Below are 25,783 nucleotides of genomic sequence, written 5' to 3'. Positions count from 1 at the left end.
TTGGTGGATTTATGAAATGGTCAGAAATAAGCATTCATACAACACACGAAGCGGTCGAGGCAATTTCAAATATTTTACACGAAGCAGGTGCTGGTGGTGTCGTCATTGAAGATCCGTTTGAACTAACGAAAGAACGAGAAACGACTTACGGGGAAATCTACCAACTCAATCCTGACGATTACCCCGAAGAAGGCGTCATTATTAAAGCATATTTACCGGTGAATAGTTTTTTAGGTGAAACGGTCGAAGAAATTAAACAAGCGATTAATAACTTAATGTTATATAACATCGACATTGGACGAAATAAAATTACAATTAGCGAAGTGAATGAAGAGGAATGGGCAACAGCGTGGAAAAAGTATTACAATCCGGTCAAAATTTCTGAGCGATTTACGATCGTTCCGACATGGGAAACGTATGAACCGGTTTCAAGCGATGAATTAATTATTGAATTAGATCCGGGCATGGCGTTTGGTACAGGCACGCATCCGACAACAGTCATGTGTATTCAAGCGCTCGAAAAAACAGTGAAAAAAGGGGATGTAGTGGTTGATGTCGGTACGGGATCAGGCATTTTAAGCATTGCGGCTGCGATGTTAGGGGCAAAGCGTGTCCATGCGCTCGATTTAGATCCTGTGGCAGTAGAAAGTGCAAAATTGAACGTGAAGTTGAATAAAGTGCACGATGTTGTCACCGTTTCGCAAAACAATTTACTTGATCGAATGGATGAACAAGCAGATGTCATCGTCGCAAATATTTTAGCTGAAATTATTCTTCGTTTTGTCGACGATGCGTATCGTCTGTTGCGTTCAGATGGTGTGTTTATTACATCAGGTATCATTCAAACGAAAAAACAAGAAGTGAAGGAAGGGCTTCTTCGTGCTGGTTTTACCATTGAAGAAACGTTAACGATGGAAGACTGGGTTGCGTTTATTGCGAAAAAACAATAAAAAGGGTGTTCGTGTTGCAACGATATTTTGTACGTAACGAGCAAATCGTTGGCGATCACGTCATGATTTCTGGCGATGACGTCCATCATATCGGACGGGTGATGCGCATGAATGAAGGGGATCGCCTTCTTTGTTGTAATGAACGTAGTGAAACGATGCTTTGTGAGATCGAACAAATTTCCAATGATTTTGTGCGCTGCCGTATTATACAATGGATAGAGGCAAACGTTGAACTTCCTGTACACGTATATGTCGCAAGCGGATTGCTAAAAGGAGATAAATACGAACTCGTTTTACAAAAAGGAACAGAGCTTGGAGCAAAAGGGTTTCTTCCGCTTATCACCTCTCGTTCGGTCGTGAAATGGGACGAGAAAAAAGGGGATAAAAAAGTGGAACGTTGGCAAAAAATCGTGAAAGAAGCGGCTGAACAGTCGCACAGAGCTTACATGCCACCTGTTTATGCTCCGATGACGATTCGTGAACTTATTGCATGGGCGCGCGACATCAATTATAAATATATTGCGTATGAAGAAGAGGCGAAAGAAGGACGTCACCGTTCGTTTGCTCATCTTCTTCAAACGATGAACAAAGAGGACTCTCTCCTCATCGTTTTTGGACCAGAAGGAGGCCTCTCTGAACAAGAAGTGGCGTTATTAAAAGAACATGGATTCGTCGCATGCAGTCTTGGACCACGTATTTTACGGGCAGAGACAGCGCCATTATATGCATTATCCGCTGTATCTTATGAATGGGAACTTAAGTGAGGTGATCTACATGCCAACGGTTGCATTTCATACGTTAGGATGCAAAGTGAATCATTACGAAACAGAAGCGATTTGGCAGTTATTTAAACAAGCAGGATACGAGCGAAAAGACTTTGAAAGCCACGCAGATGTATACGTTATTAATACGTGTACAGTAACGAATACAGGCGATAAAAAAAGCCGTCAAGTCATTCGTCGCGCGGTGCGCCGCAATCCTGATGCAGTCGTATGCGTAACGGGCTGTTATGCGCAAACGTCTCCAGCGGAAGTTATGGCGATTCCCGGTGTCGATATTGTCATCGGGACACAAGATCGCGGCAAAATTTTAGAGTACATTGAGCAGTTTAAACAACAACGCCAGCCAATTAACGGTGTGCGCAATATTATGAAAACGCGTGTATATGAAGAGCTTGATGTGCCTGCATTTACCGATCGAACGCGGGCGTCGCTAAAAATTCAAGAAGGGTGCAATAACTTTTGTACGTTTTGCATTATTCCATGGGCGCGCGGTTTAATGCGCTCGCGCGATCCGAAAGAAGTTATTCGTCAGGCGCAACAACTCGTTGACGCGGGCTATAAAGAAATTGTATTGACGGGCATTCATACAGGTGGATATGGAGAAGATATGAAAGATTACAATTTCGCCATGTTGTTGCGCGATATTGATGAGCAAGTAAAAGGATTAAAACGTTTGCGCATTTCATCGATTGAAGCGAGCCAAATTACAGATGAAGTGATCGACGTATTGAGACAATCGGATAAAATCGTCCGTCATTTACACATTCCGTTGCAATCTGGTTCAAACGCGGTGTTAAAGCGAATGCGCCGCAAATATACAACTGAATTTTTTGCGGAGAGACTAGCTCGTTTACGTGAAGTATTTCCAGACTTAGCTGTAACATCAGATGTCATCGTCGGTTTCCCTGGGGAGACGGAAGAAGAATTTATGGAAACATATGAATTTATTCGCGAGCAACGCTTCTCCGAACTGCATGTCTTTCCATACTCAAAACGGACAGGCACACCAGCCGCAAGAATGCCAGATCAAGTCGATGAAGAAGTGAAAAACGAGCGCGTGCATCGTTTAATTGCACTTTCCGATCAGCTAGCGAAAGAGTACGCATCAAAGTTTGAAGGACAAGTGCTTGAAGTCATTCCAGAAGAGCTTTACAAAGAAGATCCAGCGAGTGGGTTATACGTCGGTTATACGGATAACTATTTAAAAGTGAAATTCCCAGCAACAGAAGAAATGGTCGGTCAACTCGTGAAAGTGAAAATTACAAAAGCAGGCTATCCATATAACGAAGGGGAATTTGTTCGTGTCATTGACGATGCTCATGAAGCCATTCGGCTAAGCTCATAAAAAGAAGTTGACTTATGAGCTTGGTTATATTATACTTTGAAAGTACATGTTTTAACATGTACCAAGGATTAGCGGTTTTGTTCGGAGGGAGGGAAGTAGGATGTCAAAAACGATCGTTCGTAAAAACGAGTCGCTTGAAGATGCTCTTCGTCGCTTCAAACGTGCGGTTTCCAAAACAGGTACGTTGCAAGAAGCAAGAAAGCGCGAATTCTATGAAAAGCCAAGCGTAAGACGTAAGAAAAAGTCTGAAGCGGCTAGAAAGCGCAAATATTAAAAGAGGGTGTATTTATGAGTCTTCTCGAACGTTTGAACAATGATATGAAACAAGCGATGAAAAACAAAGAGAAGGACAAATTGTCGGTCATTCGTATGGTGAAATCCGCTTTACAAAATGAAGCGATTAAACTTGGCAAAACGTTGACCGAGGATGAAGAATTAACCGTACTTTCTCGCGAATTAAAACAGCGTAAAGACTCCCTCCAAGAATTTGAAAAAGCTGGTCGCACAGACCTTGTTGATAAAGTCAAGGAAGAAATTACGGTTCTTGAACTTTACATGCCGAAGCAGTTGAGCGAAGAAGAGCTTGTGCAAATCGTAAAAGAAACGATTGCCGAAGTCGGTGCTTCCTCAAAAGCGGATATAGGTAGAGTGATGGGAGCGATCATGCCGAAAGTGAAAGGAAAAGCTGACGGCTCGCTCGTAAACAAACTTGTTCAACAACATTTAAGCTAAAACACCTTACGAGTTCGTAAGGTGTTTTTCTATTTTTTGAAACTTTTTTTCTTTCCATACGTACATAATAAAAGGTGAAGGGAGGAAAAAGGATGGCTAGTCTAATTGTTGCTTTCACGCATCCGTTTCTTGCTGCGCTTCTGCTCATCGCTGGTAGCGTGTTGTTTGTTTGGCAACTGTACGATGCGCGCTGGGGATGGAAAGGAACGGGAAGCCTCATTTGCTTTTTGCTTTTTTTCTCATCGCATTTAGCAGCTGGTTTAACCGGCGTTGGGGCGATGATGTTGTTTGCTATTGGTCTTATTTTGTTAGTCATTGAGTTGTTTGTGCCAGGTGGCGTCATTGGTTTTCTCGGGCTCGGTACGCTCGTGTGGAGTTTATTTTTGGCAGCAAAACATTCCCCATTTGTTACGATGTCGTTAGCAGTAGCCATTGTGGGTGCGCTTATGATGGGATTATGGCTTAGCCGAGTAAGCAAAAAGAAGATGGCGCTTTTTGAAAAAATAGTGCTGACCGACGAACAGCGGAATGAAGAAGGATATGTGTCCCATGAGGCACGTATGGATTTAGTCGGGAAACGCGGAGTGGCCATCACTGTATTGCGGCCAGCAGGAACAGCGCTCATTGATGGCGAACGTGTAGATGTTGTCACAGAAGGAGAATATATTGAACGACATCGACCAATTGAAGTTATTCATGTAGATGGGTTAAAAGTCGTCGTTCGAGAATGTAAAAAAGAGGAGGAAGTCGTATGACACCTGATCAACTTTTATTTATTATTGCAATTGCGTTAGGGCTTGTGTTATTAGCTGTATTCTTTTCGTTCGTTCCAGTTATGCTTTGGATTTCCGCGCTTGCTTCTGGTGTGCCTATTAGTATTTTTACGCTTATTGGGATGCGTTTACGCCGCGTCATTCCATCACGTGTCATTAATCCACTAATTAAGGCAAAAAAAGCAGGGCTTGATGTCACGACTAACCAGTTAGAAAGCCACTATTTAGCCGGAGGAAATGTTGACCGTGTCGTTAACGCTTTAATCGCTGCACAGCGAGCGAATATTAATTTAACGTTTGAACGTTGTGCGGCAATCGATTTAGCAGGACGAAATGTATTAGAAGCGGTACAAATGAGCGTCAATCCAAAAGTCATTGAAACGCCGTTCATTTCTGGCGTGGCGATGGACGGCATTGAAGTGAAGGCGAAAGCGCGCATTACTGTAAGAGCAAATATTGATCGATTGGTTGGTGGTGCGGGAGAAGAAACGATTATTGCACGCGTAGGAGAAGGTATTGTTTCTACCATCGGCTCTCAAGACGATCATAAAAAAGTGCTTGAAAACCCAGATATGATTTCACAAACTGTTTTAGCAAAAGGGTTAGACTCAGGAACGGCGTTTGAGATTTTATCGATCGATATTGCAGATATTGATATTGGGAAAAATATTGGTGCAGAATTGCAAACAGACCAAGCGGAAGCGGACAAAAAGATTGCACAAGCGAAAGCGGAAGAGCGTCGGGCGATGGCAGTTGCACTTGAACAAGAAATGAAAGCACGCGTGCAAGAAATGCAGGCGAAAGTCGTGGAAGCCGAAGCGCAAGTGCCGCTTGCGATGGCAGAAGCACTCCGTTCGGGTAAGCTTGGTGTCATGGATTACATGAACTTAAAAAACATTATGGCGGACACGAATATGCGTGATTCGATTGGGAAACTTACACAAAACCCAGATGAAGAAAAAAGGTGAGGAATAAATGATGACGCTCATCGATTGGCTTCTTGATAACATATTTGTCGTCTTTATTTTAGGAGCGTTTATTTCTTGGATTGGAAAACGCATCAAAACTGTGGAGGAAACAGTTGAACGAACACAACAGCAAGAACAAAAAACAACGGTCGTTGTGACAGAAGTAGAACCGAAAGTGACGACGCGTCCAGTTAAGAAGGTGCAAGAGCAAATGACTGTATCACAGCCAGCAGAAGAGCAACATAAAAAGACGAAACAATTGCCGACACATCCGCTCGTGCAAGGTGTGATCTTTTCAGAGGTACTCGGTCCGCCGCGCGCAAAGCTTCCGTACGGTAGAAAATAAGTGCTATAACCCCCATTTCGCTCATACATATGAGATGAAAGGGGGTTTTGTTTATGATCGGAAAATGGAAAAACAAAATGCGACAATGGTTAACAAATCAAATGGAGCTGCCTGCGGACGTTGTCGCTGACCTCCCCCGCATTACGATGATTGGGCATATTCATATTTACATAGAAAACCATCGCGGTTTACTTCTGTTTACAGATCGCGAATTACGCTTGTTGTTAAAAAATGGTCAGCTACTTGTTAAAGGGGAATCGTTTAGCATTAAAACGATTTTGCCAGAAGAAATTTTGCTCGAAGGGAAAATTAGTCAAGTATTATATTTAGAAGAATAGGGGGGGCGGGTGTGAAAAACGAGTGGATGTATCGAATGTCAGGCAACTTGCGCATACGTATTGTTGGAAAAGGATTAGAACGGTTATTAAATGAATTTACACGCCGAGGGATATACGTATGGAACGTGAGGCGAGAGGGGGAACATTCGCTCACGTGTTATATACTTCTTCGCGATATTCGCCACGTGCGAGTAGTGATGCGTAAAAGTGGTTGTAAGCTATATGTGCTTGAACGGCATGGGGCACCGTTTTGGTTGAAAGCGTCATGGAAAAATAGCGGTATCGTTGTCGGACTAGTTGCTTTTATATGCATCATTTTTTTATTGTCTAATATGATTTGGCGCATTGAAATCACAGGAGCAAATCCAGAAGTAGAACATACGGTGAGGCAACAATTAAAAAAGATGGGGGTTGAACGTGGTGCGCTACAGTTCGTGATTCCGAGTCCCGAAACGATCCAGCGTACGTTAATGAATATGGACGCGGTAACATGGATTGGTGTTGAATGGCGTGGAACAACGCTATATTGCCGAGTCGTTGAAAAAAAGCAACCGACAGAAACGAAATCGAATACCCCCCAACATCTTGTTGCAAAGAAAAAAGCGGTTATTACGTATATGTTTGTTGAGCAAGGGCAAGCAGTTGTAGAAATAAATGATCATGTCGTTCCGGGACAACTACTCGTTTCTGGATTTATTGGGAAAGAAGGACAAACAAAGATCGTGCCAGCGCGCGGTCAAATTTTAGGTGAGACGTGGTACAAGTCTACAGTTGTCGTTCCGTTAAAAACGACGTTTTATATGTTGACAGGGAAAAAACGCGAAACACATTACGTTCGTTTTTGGTCGTGGAAAATCCCATTTTTTTGGAATCATAAAGAGAAATTTTCAACATTTGAAAAACAAGTCGATGAAAAAACGTTTCGTTTCTTGACATGGACGTTACCGATTCGCTATGAAAAAGTAGTGTGGCACGAAAAAGAAATCGCTGTTCGTGAATATTCATACGATCAAGCAAGGAAAGTGGCGAAACAAATCGCGCGTGAACAGTTAAAGCGACAGCTGCCTTCGGATGCGACCATCCAAGGTGAAAAAGTTTTGCATGAGACGAAGGAGAATGGTAAAGTAAAAGTAGAAATGCATTACCAAGTCATTGAAAACATTGCGACACCACAACCAATTATTCAAGGAGATTGAGGAATGTCGGAACAGTTTGTCACGATTTATCCTAACGTACAAAATGCAGATGAAGCGCTCGCTTTATTTGGTACGCACGATGTTCATTTAAAGCGCATTGAGCAAGAGCTCGGTGTTTCAATTGTGACGCGCGGAGAAGCGATAAGCGTGTCAGGAAGCAAGCAACATGTTGAGCTTGTTGATGAGTTGCTTCGCCATTTGTTGCTTGTTATTCGTAAAGGCATTGTGATTAGCGAACGAGATGTGCTTTATGCGCTACAAATGGCGAAAAACGGAACGATTTCTTATTTCGTTGAACTGTACAACGAAGAAATTGGAAAAAATGCGAAAGGAAAAGCGATTCGCGTCAAAACGCTCGGTCAGCGTCAATATGTATCGGCTATCCAGCGCCACGACTTAATTTTTGGTATCGGGCCAGCAGGAACAGGAAAGACGTATTTAGCGGTTGTGATGGCTGTACAGGCATTGAAAAACGGACAAGTCAAACGCATTATTTTAACGCGTCCTGCTGTGGAAGCGGGTGAAAATTTAGGTTTTTTGCCGGGAGATTTAAAGGAGAAAGTTGATCCGTATTTACGTCCGCTTTACGATGCGCTTCATGACGTGCTCGGTCACGAACATACACAACGATTAATTGAACGCGGTGCAATTGAAATTGCCCCGCTTGCCTATATGCGCGGTAGAACGTTAGATGATGCGTTTGTCATTTTAGACGAGGCACAAAATACGACCCCTTCGCAAATGAAAATGTTTTTAACGCGCCTTGGTTTTGGCTCGAAAATGGTCATTACCGGCGATATTTCGCAAGTGGATTTACCAAAAGGTGTTCGTTCTGGACTTGCGGTTGCAAAAGATATCTTAACGAATGTAAACGGAATTTCATTCGTCTTTTTGGAGCAAGCTGATGTTGTACGCCATCCGCTTGTCGGCAAAATTATCGCCGCATATGAAGATGCAGGAATGTAAATGCGACCCGCACTCATGTGGGTCCTTTTTGCACTTTAACGGAGAGAGGGAAGAATATGTTAATTATTGACTTTATGGATGAAACGAATGAGATGACCGAAGAGCAGATTAATCTCATTGAGCAATTATTGCAACACGCTGCAAAAGAGGAGCATGTGCCAGATGATGCAGAAGTGAGCGTCACGTTTGTTGATAATGAAAAAATTCGCGAAATTAATCGCGATTATCGCGGAAAAGATCAGCCGACCGATGTTATTTCGTTCGCCCTTGAGGAGATGGGTGAAGAAGAAATTGAAATTGTCGGTATAGATGTACCACCTGTGCTTGGAGATATTATTATTTCCGTTCCAAAAGCGCGTGAGCAGGCAGAACAATACGGTCATTCGTTTATGCGCGAACTCGGTTTTCTAGCTGTACACGGTTTTTTACATTTACTCGGTTACGATCATGAAACGGAAGAAGAAGAGAAAGTAATGTTTGCAAAACAAGAGCAATTATTACAACAGTTCGGCTTAACGAGATGATCGATTGTGCGTTGGAAACGATTTGTCACTAGCGTATGGTATGCTTTAAATGGGGTTCGTCTTGCGGTTTGTTATGAGCGAAATATGCGCATTCATCTCGTAGCCGCGATTATTGTGATCGTCGCTGCAGCGGTATTTCGCGTTTCGAAAATGGAATGGCTTGTGTTGCTGATAACGATCGGTATCGTTATCAGCTTGGAAATTGTCAATAGCGCAATAGAACGGGCGGTCGATTTAGTGACGGATGAGTATCGACCATTGGCAAAGGAAGCAAAAGACTTAGCAGCTGGTGCCGTACTTGTCTTTGCTTTTCTTTCTATCATTATCGGTATTTCCATTTTTTTGCCTTATTTGCATGTATTTTTTAAAAATTCTTTACATTTTCATAAATAGTAGTGAAATCGCGCTCATATTTTGGTAAAATAAAAATCAAGCATAACTTTATGCGATGGAGGTTTTTATGATTCAGGAAGGATATAAATCAGGATTCGTAGCAATTATCGGACGACCAAATGTAGGGAAATCTACATTTTTAAATCGCGTCATCGGGCAAAAAATTGCGATTATGAGCGATAAACCGCAAACGACGCGCAATAAAATTCAAGGTGTATACACAACAGATGACGCACAAATCATTTTCATTGATACGCCAGGCATTCATAAGCCGAAACATAAGCTTGGCGACTTTATGGTGAAAGTAGCGCAAAGCGCGTTGCAAGAAGTTGATTTAATTTTATTTATGGTGAATGCTGTAGAAGGGCTCGGCCGCGGTGACGAGTTTATTATTGAACGTTTAAAACAAGTACAAACGCCAGTGTTTTTAGTCATTAATAAAATTGATGAAGTGCATCCTGATGATCTATTACCGCTGATTGAGCAATATCGCTCACTCCATTCGTTTGCCGAAGTCATTCCTATTTCAGCGTTGCAAGGAAATAACGTAGAAACGTTGTTGCAGCAAATTAAAAACTACTTACCTGAAGGACCGCAGTATTATCCTGCGCATCAAGTGACAGATCACCCGGAGCGATTTATTATCGCCGAATTTATTCGTGAAAAAGCGCTCCATTTAACGCGCGAAGAAGTACCACATTCCATTGCAGTTGTCATCGATTCGATTGAACGTCGGGAAAATAGCGATACCGTATATGTGGCGGCGACAATTATCGTTGAACGTGATTCGCAAAAGGGAATTATTATTGGCAAACGCGGTCAAATGTTAAAGGAAATCGGTCAACGTGCACGTGCTGATATCGAAGCGCTACTCGGTTCGAAAGTGTTTTTAGAGTTGTGGGTGAAGGTACAAAAAGATTGGCGTAATAAAATGGCACATTTGCGAGACCTTGGCTATCGTGAAGATGAATATTAATGCTGTAAAATTTTAAATAACATTGTGACAGCGACAAACGGACAAACTACAAGTGAGCTGCTCAATCACCGTCAACTAACGAGAGAAAGGTGTGGTTCGATGCTCGATTTTACGTGGAAGCTATTTAGTCAAACAGGAAATATTGACACGTATCTTTTGTTTAAGGAGCTAGAACGCGAAACGAAAGAGCAGGCGAGCGATTCTACGTATCATTTAAGTGAACGAGATTACCACGTCCTGTAACTTTGGAAGGTTATGTTGTATGTTTGAAAAATGCGAAGGAATTGTCATTCGAACAATTGACTATGGAGAGACGAATAAAATCGTCACAATATTTACGCGCGAATGGGGGAAGGTTGCTGCGATGGCACGTGGAGCAAAAAAGCCGAGCAGCCGCCTTTCTTCTGTCACGCAAATATTTACATACGGTATATTTTTAATTCAAAAAAGTCGCGGGGTTGGAAGCTTGCATCAAGGAGAATTGCTTTCAACGATGCGCCATATACGTGAAGACATTTTTTTAACAGCATACGCTTCATACATTGTCGAATTGACGGATAAAGCAACAGAAGAAAGACGTCCGAATCCATATTTATTTGAACTTCTTTTACAAACGCTCACATATATGAACGAAGGACTCGATGCGGAAGTGTTGACGTATATATACGAGATGAAGCTGCTTCCGGCATTCGGGCTATATCCGAAGTTAGACGGCTGTGCCATTTGCGGAGAAAAAGAAGGGACGTTTGCTTTTTCGATTGCACAAGGAGGATTTTTGTGTCACCGCTGTTTTGAGCACGATCCACACCGCATTCCGATGACCCCATCGGTTTTAAAATTACTTCGCCTTTTTTACTACGTTGATTTGTCTCGCATCGGTCAAATCGCTGTCAAATCGGAAACGAAACAACAAATAAAAACGATTATTTCAGCTTATTACGACGAATATTCGGGCCTTTCGCTGAAGACGAAACGTTTTTTACAGCAACTACATACGTTGGACGGTAAAAGCGGACAAATATAACGTTGTCCGCTTCCCACTTTTGTTTGCAAAATACGAAGATGAATTATAATATGATGTTATAATGTAGCCTATTGTAAGGTGGTGAGCGACAATCGAACTCAATAAACGTCAAGAACAAATTTTGCAAATCGTCAAAGATCACGGCCCAATTACTGGGGAGCATATTGCTGAAAAGCTCAACTTAACACGTGCGACGTTACGTCCGGATTTAGCGATTTTAACGATGGCAGGGTATTTAGAAGCGAGACCTCGTGTTGGCTATTTTTATACAGGAAAAACAGGGACACAGTTGCTTGCTGATAAAATTAAGAAAATGAAGGTGAGCGACTATCAATCCATTCCGGTTGTCATTCATGAAAACATGAGCGTTTATGATGCGATTGTTACGATGTTTTTAGAAGATGTCGGAACGTTGTTTGTTGTGGATGAAGAGTCGCTGCTTGTCGGTGTGCTATCCCGAAAAGATTTGCTGCGCGCCAGCATCGGAAAACAGGAGTTGACGTCTATTCCTGTCAATATCATTATGACGCGAATGCCGAATATTACATTTTGTGAAAAAGATGATTTATTGATTGATGTCGCCCAAAAGCTAATTGAAAAACAAATTGATGCGATGCCAGTCGTTAAAAAAGTCGACAAAGGGTATGAAGTCATTGGACGTATTACAAAAACAAACATGACAAAGGTGCTTGTCGCGTTAGCAAAAGAAGACGTGCTTTAAAGGGGGAAAAATATGAGTCAAATCGTATATGTCGTATCCGATTCAGCAGGGGAGACGGCCGAACTCGTTGTGAAAGCAGCAGCGAGCCAGTTTCAAGGAGCGCTCGTTCAATTTCGTCGTGTTCCGTACGTAGAAGATGTTGGAACGCTATCAGAGGTTGTCGCTTTAGCAAAAATGAACCGAGGAATTATCGTCTTTACATTAGTTATACCCGAGATGCGTCAATTTTTATTAGCGGAGGCAGCACGTGAAGGAGTTCCTGTATACGATATTATTGGACCGCTCATTGAACAAATGGAACAACTATTTCAAATGGCACCACGTTGTGAACCAGGTCCTGTTCGTGTATTAGATGAAGACTATTTCCGAAAAATTGAAGCGATCGAATTTGCGGTAAAATATGATGATGGACGTGATCCTCGTGGCATTTTGCGAGCTGATATCGTTTTAATTGGGGTATCGCGCACCTCGAAAACACCACTATCGCAATATTTAGCCCATAAACGTTTTAAAGTCGCGAACGTGCCGATCGTTCCAGAAGTCGATCCGCCTGAAGAACTATTTCAAGTTTCGCCTAAAAAATGTTTCGGTCTAAAAATTAGTCCAGAAAAGTTAAATGAAATTCGCCGAGAGCGTTTGAAATCACTTGGATTAGATGATCGTGCCATTTACGCAAACATTGACCGAATTAAAGAAGAGTTGCAATATTTTGATGAAATTGTAAAGAAAATTGGTTGTGAAGTTATCGATGTAACAAACAAAGCCGTTGAAGAAACAGCAAATGTCATTATAAATATTATGCGCAAAAGAGAAAAATAAACAAGTGAAGCACAGTCACAACGTGTGATATGTGCTTTTCCTTTTTATAAAAACATTTGTATAGCCAACTAACGTTTTTTATATTATAATAAAAAATTGTGATAAAACAGGTTTAGACTGAACATAGGACGAATAAACTATTTATAGCTAATTGTCAAGTGACAATACATCGGGATTTTCGACAATATTTTTTTCTTAAAAAGAAGGATTGTTTCGCGCGATGGAGAATAAAAACATACAAAACCGTTGGGACAAAGCCACACGTTTTGTCGAAATATGTTTGGAGTTGTTGAAATATGGGACAACGCATTCCTGAAGAAACGGTTGAGCACATCCGTCGCTCAGTCGATATTGTAGACATCGTTCAACAGTATGTCTCACTAAAAAAGCAAGGGCGCAACTACTTTGGGTTATGTCCTTTCCACGGAGAGAAAACACCTTCTTTTTCCGTTTCACCTGAAAAGCAAATTTACCATTGTTTCGGTTGTGGGGCAGGTGGAAATGTGTTTTCATTTTTGATGGAAATTGAAGGGGTTTCTTTTATCGAAGCTGTCAAACGGCTAGCACCACGAGCAAATGTTGATTTGTCGCACGTCGTTGATGATCATTTGCCAACTGAGCGAACAGAAACAGCTACGATGATTGCTGCGCACGAGTTGCTAAAAAAGTTTTATCATCATTTGCTTATGCATACAAATGAAGGAGAAGAAGCATTAAATTATTTGCTTCAAAGAGGCTTTACCCGCGAAATCATTGAACAGTTTGAGATTGGCTACGCTTTGCCAGCTTGGAATGCGACCGTCACATTTTTAACAAATAAAGGTTTTTCGCTTCCCCTTATGGAAAGGGCAGGGTTAATTGTAAAAAAGTCAGGCGAGGACTCATACTTTGATCGTTTTCGACACCGCATTATGTTTCCGATTCACAATCATCACGGAGAGACGGTTGCTTTCTCAGGAAGGGCGATCGGAAACGAAGAGCCGAAATACTTAAATAGTCCTGAAACACTTATTTTCAACAAACGCAACACCTTATATCACTTCCATGAGGCACGGTTACCGATGCGCCAAAAGCAGCAAGTGGTGTTATTTGAAGGATTTGCGGATGTCATTGCTGCTGTGCAAGCTGGCATTTCCCATGCGGTAGCAACGATGGGAACAGCCTTATCAGAAGAACAGGCACGCATGCTTCGGCGCAATGCTTCATCTGTCATTGTGTGCTACGATGGTGATCGAGCTGGAATAGATGCTGCGCTTCGGGCTTCCGAGACGCTTACGGAAGCTGGTTGTTATGTTAAGGTAGCGATGATACCAGACGGGCTCGATCCTGATGAGTACGTGCGCAAATATGGTGCTGACCGCTTTCGTCATCATGTGCTTGACGCGAGCTTATCGCTTACCGCATTTAAGCTAGAATATTTGAAGCGCGGACGTCATTTGCAAAATGAAAGCGAACGGCTTCGTTATATTGAAGAAGCAGTCAGAGAAATTAGTCGCTTATCTAATGCTGTCGAAGCCGATTATTATTTGCGACAACTAGCGGATGAGTTTTCGATCTCTCTCGATGCGTTACGGGAACAAATGATGATTCACGGAAAGAAACAGCAAATAGAACGTAAACAAGAGCGCCGTGAAACAGTCATCTTACCTGCGAAGGCGAAATTACTACCAGCTTTTCAAAAAGCGGAGCGAATGTTAATTGCCCATATGTTGCGCGACAAATCGATCGCATTTACGGTACAAGAGGCGATCGAAGGCGCGTTCAACATCGAGGAGCATCGCGCTATTGCTGCTTATGTATATGCGTTTTACGAAGAAGGACACGAACCCGATGTGAGCTCGTTGCTTGAACGCATTCATGATTCGCAGCTAAAACGCATTGTTACGGAATTGTCGATGATGCCAATTAACGAAAATATTTCATCGGCTGAGTTACAAGATTACCTCCAATGCGTGCTCAATTATCCGAAAGAGCAGTTGCTTAAACAAAAAGAAGCAGAACTGCGTGAAGCTGAACGTCAAAAAGATTATGAGCGCGCGAAACGTATTGCTAGCGAAATGATTGCGATGCGAAAGTTTTTGTATTTTGGAAGGAGGGGAATAAATGGCTGAAAAGTCAACACATTCCGATTTAACGTTAGAACAAGTAAAAGAACAATTAGTTGAACTAGGTAAAAAACGTGGTGTTCTTACCTATGAAGAAATTGCCGAGCGATTATCCCCGTTTGATCTCGATTCCGATCAAATGGATGAATATTATGAGTATTTAAATGAGCAAGGGATCGAAGTTGTCGGTGAATCTGATCTAGATGATACGGATTTAGATGACTCGGACTTCGATGATTTAAAAGACGAAGAGTTCGATTTAAACGATTTAAGCGTTCCGCCTGGTGTAAAAATTAATGACCCTGTTCGTATGTATTTAAAAGAAATTGGTCGCGTTCCGTTATTGTCGGCAGAGGAAGAAATTGAGTTAGCAAAACGCATTGAGCAAGGTGACGAAGAAGCCAAACGTCGCCTAGCTGAAGCAAACCTTCGCCTTGTTGTGAGCATTGCAAAACGTTATGTCGGTCGCGGTATGCTCTTTCTTGACTTAATTCAAGAAGGGAATATGGGCTTAATTAAAGCGGTCGAAAAATTTGATTACCGCAAAGGATATAAATTCAGCACATATGCAACATGGTGGATTCGCCAAGCAATTACGCGGGCGATTGCTGACCAAGCACGCACGATCCGTATTCCTGTTCATATGGTTGAGACAATTAATAAGCTTATTCGCGTTCAGCGCCAGCTTTTACAAGACTTAGGACGCGAGCCATCTCCAGAAGAAATTGCAGAAGAGATGGATTTAACGCCAGAAAAGGTGCGCGAGATTTTAAAAATTGCTCAAGAACCTGTGTCGCTTGAAACGCCAATTGGTGAAGAAGATGATTCACATTTAGGCGATTTTATTGAAGATCAAGATGCGACATCTCCAGCCGAACACGCCGCGTATGAACTATTGAAAGAACAGCTTGAAGACGTATTAGATACGCTAACAGATCGGGAAGAGAATGTGCTTCGTCTTCGCTTTGGCCTTGATGACGGACGTACGCGAACGCTCGAAGAAGTCGGAAAAGTGTTTGGCGTCACGCGCGAACGCATTCGTCAAATTGAAGCAAAAGCGTTGCGGAAACTGCGTCATCCAAGCCGAAGCAAACGTTTAAAAGACTTTTTAGAATAACCGTTTACAAGAAATAGTTTACTTCTTACAATGGAAGTAAGCTATTTCTTTATTTAGGAAGGAATGCGTATTCAATGGAACAAAAACGAAAAGAAATCATTATTAATGAAATTAAATATTGGAAACAAACGCGATTGCTACCGGAACAATATTGCGACTTTTTGCTTGCGTTGTATACGGAAGGGAATCGCGACGGTGTTGAACAGCCAACGAAGCAAGTTCCGGCATGGGCTATTCGAGTGACGGTGATAATGATCGGTGTCTTTTTGCCGTTTGCCCTTCTTGTCATTTATTTTACTGAATTGTCGTTCGTTTTGCAAACGCTCATTTTGTCACTTTTTGTCATAATTTGTTTTATGACCGTTCGTTTTTTTGTACAACATAAAATGCTCACCCATATCGCTCTCATTGTGGGTGCTTTGTCGCTTCTTCTTCTTTCGATTCGCGTATCAGATATTTTCTTTTCTGAAAGCACGAGTGCGTTAGCGATCACAGTCATATGTAATTGTTTTGTTTGGTTGTTGATCGGTTGGCGTTTTTCGCTCATGTATTTTGTCATTTCGGGCGTTGTTGGCATCATTCTTCTTTTTTCTTCATTTTTCGTTTAAAAAAATTACATACAGGGCTTTTCCTTTATGGGAATTTAAAGTACAATAAAATTGTTTGTAACGTTTTCATTTTGAAAAACATGCTTTATTACATAAGGGAGGGTAAAGTATGAATCGCAATCCGTTAATCCCATTTGCACTCATTATGGTGATGGGAATTGGTCTCATTTTCTTTCTGTCTGTAAAAGGCCTCGGAGATATGAAAGAAGTCGCGAAAGAGAAAGAAGGCGGCGCAAAGACAGAAGAAACAGCAGCTGCTGGTCCAGAAGACATTTACAAGAAAAGCTGTATAGCATGTCATGGTGCGAACTATGAAGGTGGCGTTGGCCCAGCATTAACAGGTGTGGGCGATCGTTTATCTGTCGACCAAATTAAAGAGGTGTTAGTAAACGGTCGTGGAAGCATGCCAGCTGGATTAGTACCTGCGGATCAAGCAGAAGAAATGGCAAAATGGCTTTCTGAATTAAAATAAACGAAGCGAAAAGTCCCTTTACTTCGGTGAAGGGATTTTTCGTTTTTTGCAAAACATGATAAACTGAAGAAAAAAGTGTGGGTGATGTTTGTGAACGAATTACAGCTATCTAAACGGTTACAAACGGTCGCGTCATTTATTCCAAAAGGAAGCGTACTAGCAGATATTGGCTCAGACCATGCATATTTGCCGTGTTATGCGTATTTGCACGGATACATAACAAAAGCAATTGCGGGTGAAGTGGCAGATGGACCGTTTCGTTCTGCAAAGCAACAAGTCGAAAAGAGCGGGCTTTCTCACGTCATTTCCGTTCGCAAAGGAGACGGTCTACAAGTTGTAGCGCTTAATGAAGTAGATTGTATAACAATAGCCGGAATGGGAGGAACGCTCATCTCGAACATTTTAGAAAATGGAAAAGAGAAGTTAGAAGCTGTAAAACGTCTTATTTTACAGCCAAATGTCGGTGCACATATCGTAAGACAATGGCTACTAAATAACGAATGGGAATTAATTGATGAGCGCATCTTGGAAGAGGATGGGCAAATATACGAAGTGCTTGTTGCAGAACGTGGTGATCCTTATCGTCCGTACACCCAACTTCATGTGGAGCTGTTGCTCGGTCCGTTTTTATTGAAAGAGCGAAATGAAGTGTTTAGGAAAAAATGGGATATGGAAATGAAACATTGGCAGAATGTCATCGAGCAATTGAAGTATGCGAAAACGGACGAGGCGATCAAAAAGAAGCAACAATTTCTCGAAACATTGCAGATGGTAGAGGAGGCTTTAAAACGATGAAAACGCCAAACGGATATGAAATCATCCAGTTGTTTGAGCAGTTTGCTCCAAAACATTTAGCGATGGAAGGCGATAAAATCGGATTACAAATCGGTACGTTAAACAAGCCGATTCATCGTGTTATGATTACGTTAGATGTATTAGAACATGTTGTCGATGAAGCGATTGAACATGAGATCGATTTAATTATTGCGCATCATCCACCGATTTTTCGGCCGCTCAAACATATTGTGACCGATCAGCCGTATGGACGTATGATTGAAAAGTGTATTAAACATAATATTGCTATTTATGCTGCGCATACAAATTTAGATATTGCCAAAGGTGGTGTGAACGATTGGCTCGCTGAAGCATTGCAATTACAAAACGTAGATGTGCTCGTTCCAACATATGAAGAGCCGCTAAAAAAGCTCGTTGTATATGTGCCACGCACACACGCAGATGCGGTGCGCAAAGCCATTGGTGATGCCGGTGCGGGACATATCGGAAACTATAGCCATTGTACATTCAATAGCGAAGGAATGGGAACGTTTTTACCAGAAGAAGGAGCAAATCCGTTTATTGGTCAACAAGGGAAGTTAGAAACGGTAGAAGAAGTACGCATCGAAACGATTGTTCCTGCACGTTTGCAACGAAAAGTCATTCAAGCGATGTTACAAGTTCATCCGTATGAAGAAGTAGCGTACGACGTATATCCGCTTGACAATAAAGGAACGACATATGGACTTGGTCGAATTGGGACATTAAGTGAAGAGATGACGTTACAGCAATTTGCACAACATGTGAAAACATCGTTGCGCGTGCCGACAGTTCGTGTCGTTGGGGAGTTAACAAATCGCGTTCGGAAAGTAGCTGTTATCGGTGGAGACGGAAATAAATATATTCATCAAGCGAAAATGAGCGGTGCTGATGTGTATGTGACAGGTGACTTATATTATCATGTCGCACATGATGCGTTAATGCTTGGTTTAAACGTTGTTGATCCTGGGCATCACGTCGAAAAGGTGATGAAAGAAGGAGTTGCAAACGTATTAAAAACGATGTGTGCACAACAAAAATTTGATATCGATATATATGTATCACAAGCCAATACAGAGCCGTTTACGTTCATATAAAAAAGAGGCTTATTCGCCTCTTTTTTTCACTTTCGGTAAAATTTTTGTTAGCGGTACTTTTCGCTCGCGTTTCCATGTTTCAGGATTGTTTGGATCGAATTGCTCCAAAAAGTCGATAACTTCTTTTGTAATTGGTGTTGGTGTAGATGCTCCGGCAGTAACCGCTACTTTTTTTGCATCTTTAATCCATTCAATGTCGATTTCGGTTACATCTGCAACACGATACGCTTTCGTTCCGGCAATCTGTTCCGATACTTGTGCGAGTCGATTCGAGTTATTGCTTCTTGGGTCACCGACAACGATCGTCACATCCGCTTCTTTCGCTTGTTCAGCGACCGCCTCTTGCCGTACTTGCGTCGCTAAACAAATTTCACGATGCATCTCGACATGAGGATATTTTTCTTTTACTTTTTCCATAATATGTGCCACGTCCCATTGGCTCATTGTCGTTTGGTTTGTCACGATAATGCGTTTCGATTGAATATCCAGTTGTTCTACATCTTCAGGCGTTTCAATTAAATGGACAGCATGTGGGGCAACGCCAATTGCCCCTTCAGGCTCAGGGTGTCCCTTTTTACCGATATAAATGACTTCATACCCGTTAGCGACCTTTTCGCGAATCAAATTATGCGTCTTTGTGACATCTGGGCATGTAGCATCAATGGTGACAAGTCCTTTTTCTCTCGCTCGTTGTTTTACTTCAGGTGAAACGCCGTGGGCAGTGAAAATGACTGTGCCATGATCGATGTTTTCTAAAATTTCAAGTCGATTTGGCCCGTCAAGTGTAATAATTCCTTCTTCTTCAAACGCGTCCGTTACATGTTTATTATGAACGATCATACCTAAAATGTAGATCGGTCTTGGCAACGTCGGATCGAGCGCAGCGTTGCGGGCGATGACCATCGCATCAACGACTCCGTAACAATATCCGCGTGGCGTAATTTTAATGACTTCCATATGGATCGCTCCTTCTTGGCGTGTTTGTCGTCTTCATTATATAAAAGAAGAAGCGAACATACAAAAGTTAAATATATAGTTTTGGAACAGATTTCCCTTTTTCATCCGTTTGTTGTTGTTTTCGTTCTTTTACTGTTGGAACGGAGCGTTGTTTTCTCGGTATTTTTTGCTCCATTTGCTTCTCCGTTGTTGCCGCACTTGTTGCATTGGCTGTTTCAGTTGTTTCGTTTATGTTGTCAGATTGTTTCAATTCGCGAAAAATTCGCATCATCGATGGTACGCTTTTAATGAGTGGACCATATTGTTGCACCATCGGGGTAATCGTTTGGACCATGTTTAACATTTTTTGTACATTTGTTAACATCGAATCAATGCTCGGTAATGCTCCTTGAGCACCGAAAGCTTGTGTAGGCAGTTGGCTGCCGAACAATCGTGAAAACATGCCTCCTTGTGCTTGCCGCATCATTGGTTGTTGCCACATAGATGGCATCGGTGGATGGGAAGGTGGAAACATAAATGGACGTCGCAATGAAGTTCCTCCTCTCTTTATGTGTTGTGCTTATTTCATCTATATTACGATATGCAAGAAAGCTCATATAGTTGAATGAACGATTGATGTTCGTATATAATATGTAACTGGTCTATTTTTTTATTGAACTGAGAAAGGGGATGAGAAACGATGTTCGAGCGTTTGCCGTTTCATCCGTTTATTATAGAGGCGATTCAACATTTAAAATTCCATAAACCGACACCGATTCAAGAGCGTGTCATTCCTGCTGTGTTGCGTGGTGAAAGCGTCATCGGCCAGTCGCAGACGGGAACAGGAAAGACGCACGCTTATTTATTGCCGATCATTCAGCGCATCGATCCGCGTGTAGCAGAAGTACAGGCGGTCATTACTGCACCGACGCGTGAATTGGCAACGCAAATTTATCATGAAGTGTTAAAAATCACAAAGTTTTGTCCGAATGATCACCGCATTACAGCCCGTTGTTTTGTTGGCGGAACAGATAAGTTGCGTTCGATTGAAAAGCTGAAAACACAACCTCATCTTGTCATTGGTACACCGGGGCGCATTGATGATCTTGTTCGCGAACAAGCGTTATTTGTTCATACTGCCCGCATGCTCGTCGTTGACGAAGCAGATGTGATGCTTGATATGGGGTTTATTGCAGATGTCGATCGCATCGCGGGTCGTATGCCTGAAAATTTACAAATGCTCGTCTTTTCTGCTACTGTTCCAGAGAAGTTGAAGCCGTTTTTGAAAAAGTATATGGAGAATCCGACTCATATTCATATCACCCCAAAACAGATCGCAGCACCAACGATTGAACATATTTTAATTCCGTTGCGTCATCGCGACCGTTTACAACTTTTACATGACGTGTTAGTGAGCTACAACCCATATTTAGCGCTTGTGTTTGTCAATACAAGAAAAACAGCTGACGAGGTGGCGAACGGCTTAATTGATAAAGGATTAAAAGTAGGTGTGTTACACGGAGATTTATCACCACGTGAACGGAAAAAAATGATGAAAGCGATTCGTGATTTACAATTTCAATATATTGTTGCAACTGATTTAGCGGCGCGCGGAATTGACATTGAAGGCGTCAGTCACGTCATTAACTATGAATTGCCGTCAGACCTAGATTTTTACGTTCATCGCGCTGGGCGAACAGGACGTGCCGGTTATGAGGGGATTGCTGCAACGATTTATGAAGCATCCGATCAACATGCGTTAGTTAAGTTAGAAAAGAAAGGGATTCATTTTCTCCATCGTGATTTGCGTCAAGGTGAATGGATCGAGCTTGATGCATGGAACGGACGGAAAAAAGAGAAAAAAGTCGATGAAGTGGAACAACTCGTTGAAAAAATAGCGAAAAAACAAAAGAAAGTAAAACCAGGATATAAGAAAAAATTGCGAGAGCAGTTAAAAAAACAAAGAGCGAAAAAGAAATAAGGGAGAGAAGAACGTGTTAAAAATTGGTTCGCACGTATCAATGAGCGGAAAAGAGATGTTGCTAGCCGCGAGTAAAGAGGCGGTATCGTATGGGGCAAATACGTTTATGATTTATACCGGAGCGCCACAAAACACGAGACGGAAACCAATCGAACAGCTAAACATTGAAAAAGGACTTGCCCATATGAAAGAACATGGGATTGATGAAATTGTTGTACATGCCCCGTACATTATTAATATCGGTAATACGACTAATGCCGATACATTTTCTTTAGGTGTTTCTTTTTTACGTTCAGAAATTGAACGAACGGAAGCAATTGGCGCCAAGCAGCTTGTTCTTCATCCGGGAGCGCACGTTGGCGCAGGTATTGAAGCAGGAATTGAAAAAATTATTGAAGGATTAAACGAAGTCATTACAACTGACCAACAAGTACAAATTGCTTTAGAAACGATGGCGGGAAAAGGGTCAGAATGTGGAAGTCGTTTTGAAGAGTTGGCGAAAATCATTGACGGTGTGACACATAACGACAAATTGTCTGTCTGCTTTGACACGTGCCACACGCACGATGCCGGGTACGATATTGTTCATGATTTTGATGGAGTATTAGATGAATTCGATCGCATTATTGGGCTTGACCGTCTCAAAGTATTGCACATTAATGATAGTAAAAATGCTTGTGGAAGCCGTAAAGACCGTCATGAAAATATCGGCTTTGGTTATATCGGTTTCGATGCGCTCAATTATATAGTGCATCACCCGCAGCTTACGCACGTGCCAAAAATTTTAGAAACGCCATATGTCGGTGAGAAAACGTCTGCGAAGCCGCCATATAAATTCGAAATTGCTATGTTGCGTGCACAACAATTCGATCCAAATGTTCGTGAAAAAATTGTTGAGTAGAAGGCTGTCATCGGCAGCCTTCTTACTGTATAAATTGACGAATGAACTCATTGGCTTGCTTGGCGAGTTGTGGTGATGTGCGATGGGCGAGTTCGCGAATCCAATTTTTTCTCGCTTGTTCGTTAAACACATCAATCGTTTTCTCGCGCATCATTTGAACAATCGTTTCCGCATCTTTCGGTGAAAGCGAAACGTTATATTCTTTTGCATACATCATCAACTCATTTGCGGTAATGGATTTCATTTTATGTTGGACGATTTTATGATATACATTCACGTAACATCCCTCCTTGTTTACGATATGAGCGGGAAAAGGAAGGTGTGCAATGATATAATAAAATGGATGAAGGAGGAGATTTGGATGAAAAGACAACATAAAAAAGAGACGATTAGCCATTTGTTGTATCGTCTTGTGATGATGACGATTGGTGCCACGCTTGCAGCGGTATCCATCGAGCTGTTTTTAGTGCCAAATGAAATTATTGACGGTGGGGTAATCGGTATTTCCCTTATTCTTGATCGCATTCTTCCAAATTACGCATGGTTGAACTTTGCGACACTTGTCGTTTTGTTAAATACACCATTTATGTATTTTGGTTATAAACAGATCGGAAAAACGTTCATGCTTTCCTCACTCTATTCTATCGTTGTGTTAGCTGTGATGGAACGATTGTTTCACCATGTATCTCCATTTACAACAGATTCCATTTTAGCGACAGTATTTGGCGGAGCGATTCTTGGTGCGGGTGTGGGATTTGTTATTCGTCATGGAGGTTCGTTAGATGGAACAGAAATTTTAGGTATTTTAATGACGAAAAAATTGCCGTTTTCTGTCGGTGAGTTTGTTATGTTTACAAACATTTTTATTTTTACATGGGCTGCGTTTGTATTCGGACCGAAGCAAGCAATGTACTCTGTTTTAACTTATTATATCGCTTTTAAGACGATTGATACGGTTATTCAAGGGTTAGATGAAACAAAGGCTGTTTTGATCGTATCAGACCGTTATGAAGAAGTGTCGGATGCCATTTTAAATCGACTCGGACGCGGGACGACAAAGTTGATGGGAAAAGGCGGATATACGGACGAGCAAAAAGAAGTCATTTATGCGGTCGTGACACGTTTAGAAGTGACGAAGCTGAAGTCGATTGTATACGAAATTGACGAAAATGCTTTTATTACCATTATGAACACACAAGAAGTACGTGGGGCGAAATTTAAGTCTGCTATTCATTAATGAAAATAAATGCGCTATACTATGAATCGGAATCATTTTGAATTAAGGTGGTCAAACGATGGACGATATTTTGCGTGTTGAAGATGTTTCGTTTCGGTATGATGATGAAGATGTATTGCAACATATTAATTTTCGCATTCCAAAAGGCGCGTTCGTCGGTTTAGTTGGTCCGAATGGGTCAGGGAAATCGACATTGTTAAAATGTGTTTTACGATTGTTAAAACCACAAACGGGGAGAATTTTTTTGTTCGGCACGCCGATTGAGCAGTTTAAAGATTGGCATAAAATCGGTTTTGTATCTCAAAAAGCAAACAGTTTTAATACTGGATTTCCTGCAACCGTATATGAAGTTGTCGCAAGCGGTTTAACAGGAAAGCTCGGTTTATTTCGTCGGTTAAGTAAAAAGGACGAAAAAGCGGTATATGAAGCGATTGATGCAGTTGGCATGAGCCCATTTATCCGACGCAATATCGGTGAACTGTCGGGCGGTCAACAACAACGTGTATTTATCGCTCGGGCCATCGTATCGCAACCAGAGTTTTTAATTTTAGATGAACCGACTGTCGGGGTTGATGTACATCATGTGCAAAGTTTTTACGATATGCTTGCCCGATTAAATAAACAACATCATATGACGTTGCTTCTTGTTACTCACGATATCGGAACAATTACGGAAAAGGTGACGCATGTTGCATGTTTAAACAAACATTTACATTTTCATGGTAGTGTGCAACAGTTTGCACAGTTAAAAACAGAAGATGTCGCATCCTTTTATGGGCATCATCTTCATTTACTTGCTCATGACCATGCGTAGAAAGGGGGGTGTGTATGTTAGAAGCTTTATTTCAATATGAGTTTTTGCAAAACGCGTTTGTTGTCGGTATATTGATCGGATTTATCGCCCCACTTTTAGGTGTGTTCATTGTCGTCAGAAGGTTATCGCTTATTGCTGATGCGTTAAGCCATGTCACACTAGCAGGAATTGCAGCAAGCTTACTTGTGCAAAAAAAATTTTTTACGTTTGCAACATTAAACCCGATTTATATTGGCATGGCCTTTTCTGTTGTCGGTTCGTTATTTATTGAAAAACTGCGTACGGTATATAAACATTATCAAGAATTGGCGATTCCAATCATTTTATCAGGAGGGATCGGTTTAAGCGTTATTTTCATTTCGCTTGCGGATGGCTTTAATACAGATTTGTTTTCATATTTATTCGGAAGTGTAAGCGCAGTAAGCCGAACGGACGTATGGACGATTAGCATCATTTTTTTCATTGTGCTTACCGTCATTTTTCTATTTTATAAAGAATGGTTTATTTTGTCATTTGACGAAGAATATGCACAAGCATCGGGAGTAAAAGTAAAGTCGCTCCATTTTGTTTTCATTGTGCTAGTCGCTCTTGTCATTGCTGCGTCGATGCGAATTGTCGGCATTTTGCTTGTTTCGTCACTCATGACGCTTCCTGTTGCCGCAAGTATTCGAATAGCGAAAGGATTTAAACAGGCGTTATGGTTTTCCGTTTTGTTCGGTGAATTTGCGGTCATTGTTGGACTATTTCTTTCCTATTACTTAAACTTAGCTCCCGGTGGAACAATTGTTTTGCTAGCGGTTTGCATATTAATTGGATCAATCATGTGGAAAAAATGGAAGAGAGGATGAA

At 41.6% G+C, this 25,783-nt stretch carries 32 protein-coding genes; 29 read left to right on the top strand and 3 right to left on the bottom strand.

Translation table 11 applies throughout. The features are described 5' to 3' along the window. Positions 1-11 precede the first annotated feature (11 nt). From prmA to ETB99_RS00905, 24 genes are all read left to right on the top strand, one after another. On the top strand, positions 12-950 hold the full coding sequence (prmA, locus tag ETB99_RS01020; RefSeq protein ID WP_006317836.1) for a 50S ribosomal protein L11 methyltransferase: 939 nt from the start codon (positions 12-14) through the stop codon (positions 948-950). Positions 951-964: 14 nt separating this feature from the next. After that, a complete protein-coding gene (locus ETB99_RS01015) occupies positions 965-1,714 on the top strand; it encodes a 16S rRNA (uracil(1498)-N(3))-methyltransferase (RefSeq protein ID WP_171699702.1) in 750 nt (249 codons plus the stop codon). Between the two features lie 10 nt (positions 1,715-1,724). Beyond that, positions 1,725-3,077 carry a tRNA (N(6)-L-threonylcarbamoyladenosine(37)-C(2))-methylthiotransferase MtaB gene (gene mtaB / locus ETB99_RS01010; protein ID WP_171699701.1) on the top strand — a complete coding sequence of 451 codons (1,353 nt, stop codon included), beginning with the start codon at positions 1,725-1,727 and terminating at the stop codon, positions 3,075-3,077. 100 nt (positions 3,078-3,177) lie between these two features. After that, entirely contained in the window at positions 3,178-3,351 is a 174-nt protein-coding gene (gene rpsU / locus ETB99_RS01005) for a 30S ribosomal protein S21 (RefSeq protein ID WP_003393897.1), read from the top strand. Positions 3,352-3,365: 14 nt separating this feature from the next. Then, the gene (locus ETB99_RS01000; RefSeq protein WP_171699700.1) at positions 3,366-3,809 is read left to right on the top strand and encodes a GatB/YqeY domain-containing protein; all 444 of its coding nucleotides are present in this window, start codon (positions 3,366-3,368) and stop codon (positions 3,807-3,809) included. Between the two features lie 92 nt (positions 3,810-3,901). Beyond that, positions 3,902-4,564: an NfeD family protein gene (locus ETB99_RS00995; protein WP_171699699.1), complete on the top strand. Its 663-nt coding sequence runs from the start codon at positions 3,902-3,904 to the stop codon at positions 4,562-4,564. Further along, entirely contained in the window at positions 4,561-5,550 is a 990-nt protein-coding gene (floA, locus tag ETB99_RS00990; protein WP_012574511.1) for a flotillin-like protein FloA, read from the top strand. Before ETB99_RS00995 ends, floA begins: the two co-directional genes overlap by 4 nt. A 7-nt stretch (positions 5,551-5,557) precedes the next feature. Then, the gene (locus ETB99_RS00985) at positions 5,558-5,896 is read left to right on the top strand and encodes a hypothetical protein (protein ID WP_171699698.1); all 339 of its coding nucleotides are present in this window, start codon (positions 5,558-5,560) and stop codon (positions 5,894-5,896) included. A gap of 53 nt (positions 5,897-5,949) precedes the next feature. Next, complete coding sequence (yqfC, locus tag ETB99_RS00980; protein WP_004889469.1) at positions 5,950-6,234, top strand: sporulation protein YqfC; 285 nt, start codon at positions 5,950-5,952, stop codon at positions 6,232-6,234. 11 nt (positions 6,235-6,245) lie between these two features. Then, positions 6,246-7,430: a sporulation protein YqfD gene (gene yqfD, locus ETB99_RS00975; protein WP_171699697.1), complete on the top strand. Its 1,185-nt coding sequence runs from the start codon at positions 6,246-6,248 to the stop codon at positions 7,428-7,430. A gap of 3 nt (positions 7,431-7,433) precedes the next feature. Then, positions 7,434-8,396 (top strand): PhoH family protein, encoded by a 963-nt coding sequence (locus ETB99_RS00970; RefSeq protein WP_077428806.1) that lies wholly within the window; start codon positions 7,434-7,436, stop codon positions 8,394-8,396. Positions 8,397-8,452: 56 nt separating this feature from the next. Next, complete coding sequence (gene ybeY / locus ETB99_RS00965; RefSeq protein WP_171699696.1) at positions 8,453-8,920, top strand: rRNA maturation RNase YbeY; 468 nt, start codon at positions 8,453-8,455, stop codon at positions 8,918-8,920. 6 nt (positions 8,921-8,926) lie between these two features. After that, positions 8,927-9,313 carry a diacylglycerol kinase family protein gene (locus ETB99_RS00960; protein ID WP_004889475.1) on the top strand — a complete coding sequence of 129 codons (387 nt, stop codon included), beginning with the start codon at positions 8,927-8,929 and terminating at the stop codon, positions 9,311-9,313. 67 nt (positions 9,314-9,380) lie between these two features. Beyond that, positions 9,381-10,289, top strand: a complete 909-nt coding sequence (era, locus tag ETB99_RS00955) for a GTPase Era (RefSeq protein WP_171699695.1) — start codon at positions 9,381-9,383, stop codon at positions 10,287-10,289. A 99-nt stretch (positions 10,290-10,388) separates the two neighbouring features. Continuing rightward, positions 10,389-10,532 (top strand): YqzL family protein, encoded by a 144-nt coding sequence (locus ETB99_RS00950; RefSeq protein ID WP_004889477.1) that lies wholly within the window; start codon positions 10,389-10,391, stop codon positions 10,530-10,532. A gap of 19 nt (positions 10,533-10,551) precedes the next feature. Next, entirely contained in the window at positions 10,552-11,313 is a 762-nt protein-coding gene (gene recO / locus ETB99_RS00945; protein ID WP_006317857.1) for a DNA repair protein RecO, read from the top strand. 91 nt (positions 11,314-11,404) lie between these two features. After that, a complete protein-coding gene (gene ccpN, locus ETB99_RS00940) occupies positions 11,405-12,034 on the top strand; it encodes a transcriptional regulator CcpN (protein WP_171699729.1) in 630 nt (209 codons plus the stop codon). Between the two features lie 12 nt (positions 12,035-12,046). Beyond that, on the top strand, positions 12,047-12,853 hold the full coding sequence (locus ETB99_RS00935; RefSeq protein ID WP_004889481.1) for a pyruvate, water dikinase regulatory protein: 807 nt from the start codon (positions 12,047-12,049) through the stop codon (positions 12,851-12,853). Between the two features lie 296 nt (positions 12,854-13,149). Then, entirely contained in the window at positions 13,150-14,964 is a 1,815-nt protein-coding gene (gene dnaG, locus ETB99_RS00930) for a DNA primase (RefSeq protein WP_171699694.1), read from the top strand. Continuing rightward, positions 14,957-16,075 carry an RNA polymerase sigma factor RpoD gene (rpoD, locus tag ETB99_RS00925; protein ID WP_171699693.1) on the top strand — a complete coding sequence of 373 codons (1,119 nt, stop codon included), beginning with the start codon at positions 14,957-14,959 and terminating at the stop codon, positions 16,073-16,075. The genes dnaG and rpoD overlap by 8 nt, the downstream gene beginning before the upstream one ends. A 74-nt stretch (positions 16,076-16,149) precedes the next feature. Then, complete coding sequence (locus ETB99_RS00920) at positions 16,150-16,683, top strand: hypothetical protein (RefSeq protein ID WP_171699692.1); 534 nt, start codon at positions 16,150-16,152, stop codon at positions 16,681-16,683. 109 nt (positions 16,684-16,792) lie between these two features. Continuing rightward, positions 16,793-17,155 (top strand): cytochrome c550, encoded by a 363-nt coding sequence (gene cccA, locus ETB99_RS00915; RefSeq protein WP_129000571.1) that lies wholly within the window; start codon positions 16,793-16,795, stop codon positions 17,153-17,155. Between the two features lie 90 nt (positions 17,156-17,245). Next, a complete protein-coding gene (locus tag ETB99_RS00910; RefSeq protein ID WP_077428942.1) occupies positions 17,246-17,950 on the top strand; it encodes a tRNA (adenine(22)-N(1))-methyltransferase in 705 nt (234 codons plus the stop codon). Further along, positions 17,947-19,065 carry a Nif3-like dinuclear metal center hexameric protein gene (locus ETB99_RS00905; protein ID WP_077428792.1) on the top strand — a complete coding sequence of 373 codons (1,119 nt, stop codon included), beginning with the start codon at positions 17,947-17,949 and terminating at the stop codon, positions 19,063-19,065. Before ETB99_RS00910 ends, ETB99_RS00905 begins: the two co-directional genes overlap by 4 nt. 9 nt (positions 19,066-19,074) lie before the next feature. Here ETB99_RS00905 and ETB99_RS00900 read toward each other — a convergent pair whose 3' ends face one another. Beyond that, positions 19,075-20,022 (bottom strand): 4-hydroxy-3-methylbut-2-enyl diphosphate reductase, encoded by a 948-nt coding sequence (locus ETB99_RS00900; RefSeq protein ID WP_004889489.1) that lies wholly within the window; start codon positions 20,020-20,022, stop codon positions 19,075-19,077. Between the two features lie 67 nt (positions 20,023-20,089). Then, entirely contained in the window at positions 20,090-20,551 is a 462-nt protein-coding gene (vrrA, locus tag ETB99_RS00895) for a VrrA/YqfQ family protein (protein WP_171699691.1), read from the bottom strand. 150 nt (positions 20,552-20,701) lie between these two features. Here vrrA and ETB99_RS00890 point away from each other — a divergent pair, with 150 nt between their 5' ends. Together ETB99_RS00890 and ETB99_RS00885 are read left to right on the top strand one after the other, a co-directional pair. Further along, a complete protein-coding gene (locus ETB99_RS00890) occupies positions 20,702-21,982 on the top strand; it encodes a DEAD/DEAH box helicase (RefSeq protein WP_171699690.1) in 1,281 nt (426 codons plus the stop codon). A 13-nt stretch (positions 21,983-21,995) separates the two neighbouring features. Next, complete coding sequence (locus ETB99_RS00885) at positions 21,996-22,883, top strand: deoxyribonuclease IV (RefSeq protein WP_004889493.1); 888 nt, start codon at positions 21,996-21,998, stop codon at positions 22,881-22,883. Positions 22,884-22,905: 22 nt separating this feature from the next. Here the strand turns inward: ETB99_RS00885 and ETB99_RS15145 are convergent, their stop codons facing one another. Next, complete coding sequence (locus tag ETB99_RS15145; protein WP_004889494.1) at positions 22,906-23,160, bottom strand: DUF2624 domain-containing protein; 255 nt, start codon at positions 23,158-23,160, stop codon at positions 22,906-22,908. Positions 23,161-23,244: 84 nt separating this feature from the next. Between ETB99_RS15145 and ETB99_RS00875 the strand changes: the two genes are divergently transcribed. Genes ETB99_RS00875 through ETB99_RS00865 form a run of 3 tightly spaced genes read left to right on the top strand, consistent with a single transcriptional unit; the run spans position 23,245 to position 25,782 of the window. Further along, positions 23,245-24,120: a YitT family protein gene (locus tag ETB99_RS00875; protein WP_171699689.1), complete on the top strand. Its 876-nt coding sequence runs from the start codon at positions 23,245-23,247 to the stop codon at positions 24,118-24,120. A 58-nt stretch (positions 24,121-24,178) separates the two neighbouring features. Then, positions 24,179-24,934, top strand: coding sequence for a metal ABC transporter ATP-binding protein (locus ETB99_RS00870; protein ID WP_171699688.1), 756 nt, complete (start codon positions 24,179-24,181; stop codon positions 24,932-24,934). Positions 24,935-24,948: 14 nt separating this feature from the next. Beyond that, positions 24,949-25,782, top strand: a complete 834-nt coding sequence (locus ETB99_RS00865) for a metal ABC transporter permease (RefSeq protein WP_129000563.1) — start codon at positions 24,949-24,951, stop codon at positions 25,780-25,782. Position 25,783: the final 1 nt, after the last annotated feature.

It is taken from the genome of Anoxybacillus sp. CHMUD, assembly GCF_013096965.1.
Lineage (GTDB): Bacteria > Bacillota > Bacilli > Bacillales > Anoxybacillaceae > Anoxybacillus > Anoxybacillus kestanbolensis_A.
Note: the sequence above shows the minus strand (reverse complement) of the source record. Positions and strands in the feature narration are given on the sequence as shown.

Excerpts from the sequence above, each read along its gene's own strand:
- ETB99_RS00950 (WP_004889477.1), top strand. The coding sequence starts at position 10,389 with ATGCTCGATTTTACGTGGAAGCTATTTAGTCAAACAGGAAATATTGAC.
- ETB99_RS00900 (WP_004889489.1), bottom strand. The coding sequence starts at position 20,022 with ATGGAAGTCATTAAAATTACGCCACGCGGATATTGTTACGGAGTCGTT.
- rpoD (WP_171699693.1), top strand. The coding sequence starts at position 14,957 with ATGGCTGAAAAGTCAACACATTCCGATTTAACGTTAGAACAAGTAAAA.
- ETB99_RS01000 (WP_171699700.1), top strand. The coding sequence starts at position 3,366 with ATGAGTCTTCTCGAACGTTTGAACAATGATATGAAACAAGCGATGAAA.
- ybeY (WP_171699696.1), top strand. The coding sequence starts at position 8,453 with ATGTTAATTATTGACTTTATGGATGAAACGAATGAGATGACCGAAGAG.
- rpsU (WP_003393897.1), top strand. The coding sequence starts at position 3,178 with ATGTCAAAAACGATCGTTCGTAAAAACGAGTCGCTTGAAGATGCTCTT.
- ETB99_RS00970 (WP_077428806.1), top strand. The coding sequence starts at position 7,434 with ATGTCGGAACAGTTTGTCACGATTTATCCTAACGTACAAAATGCAGAT.
- era (WP_171699695.1), top strand. The coding sequence starts at position 9,381 with ATGATTCAGGAAGGATATAAATCAGGATTCGTAGCAATTATCGGACGA.
- ETB99_RS00935 (WP_004889481.1), top strand. The coding sequence starts at position 12,047 with ATGAGTCAAATCGTATATGTCGTATCCGATTCAGCAGGGGAGACGGCC.
- ETB99_RS00875 (WP_171699689.1), top strand. The coding sequence starts at position 23,245 with ATGAAAAGACAACATAAAAAAGAGACGATTAGCCATTTGTTGTATCGT.
- ETB99_RS00985 (WP_171699698.1), top strand. The coding sequence starts at position 5,558 with ATGATGACGCTCATCGATTGGCTTCTTGATAACATATTTGTCGTCTTT.
- ETB99_RS00890 (WP_171699690.1), top strand. The coding sequence starts at position 20,702 with ATGTTCGAGCGTTTGCCGTTTCATCCGTTTATTATAGAGGCGATTCAA.
- ETB99_RS00905 (WP_077428792.1), top strand. The coding sequence starts at position 17,947 with ATGAAAACGCCAAACGGATATGAAATCATCCAGTTGTTTGAGCAGTTT.
- yqfC (WP_004889469.1), top strand. The coding sequence starts at position 5,950 with ATGATCGGAAAATGGAAAAACAAAATGCGACAATGGTTAACAAATCAA.
- prmA (WP_006317836.1), top strand. The coding sequence starts at position 12 with ATGAAATGGTCAGAAATAAGCATTCATACAACACACGAAGCGGTCGAG.
- ETB99_RS00995 (WP_171699699.1), top strand. The coding sequence starts at position 3,902 with ATGGCTAGTCTAATTGTTGCTTTCACGCATCCGTTTCTTGCTGCGCTT.
- cccA (WP_129000571.1), top strand. The coding sequence starts at position 16,793 with ATGAATCGCAATCCGTTAATCCCATTTGCACTCATTATGGTGATGGGA.
- floA (WP_012574511.1), top strand. The coding sequence starts at position 4,561 with ATGACACCTGATCAACTTTTATTTATTATTGCAATTGCGTTAGGGCTT.
- ETB99_RS00870 (WP_171699688.1), top strand. The coding sequence starts at position 24,179 with ATGGACGATATTTTGCGTGTTGAAGATGTTTCGTTTCGGTATGATGAT.
- ETB99_RS00865 (WP_129000563.1), top strand. The coding sequence starts at position 24,949 with ATGTTAGAAGCTTTATTTCAATATGAGTTTTTGCAAAACGCGTTTGTT.
- ETB99_RS00920 (WP_171699692.1), top strand. The coding sequence starts at position 16,150 with ATGGAACAAAAACGAAAAGAAATCATTATTAATGAAATTAAATATTGG.
- dnaG (WP_171699694.1), top strand. The coding sequence starts at position 13,150 with ATGGGACAACGCATTCCTGAAGAAACGGTTGAGCACATCCGTCGCTCA.
- recO (WP_006317857.1), top strand. The coding sequence starts at position 10,552 with ATGTTTGAAAAATGCGAAGGAATTGTCATTCGAACAATTGACTATGGA.
- mtaB (WP_171699701.1), top strand. The coding sequence starts at position 1,725 with ATGCCAACGGTTGCATTTCATACGTTAGGATGCAAAGTGAATCATTAC.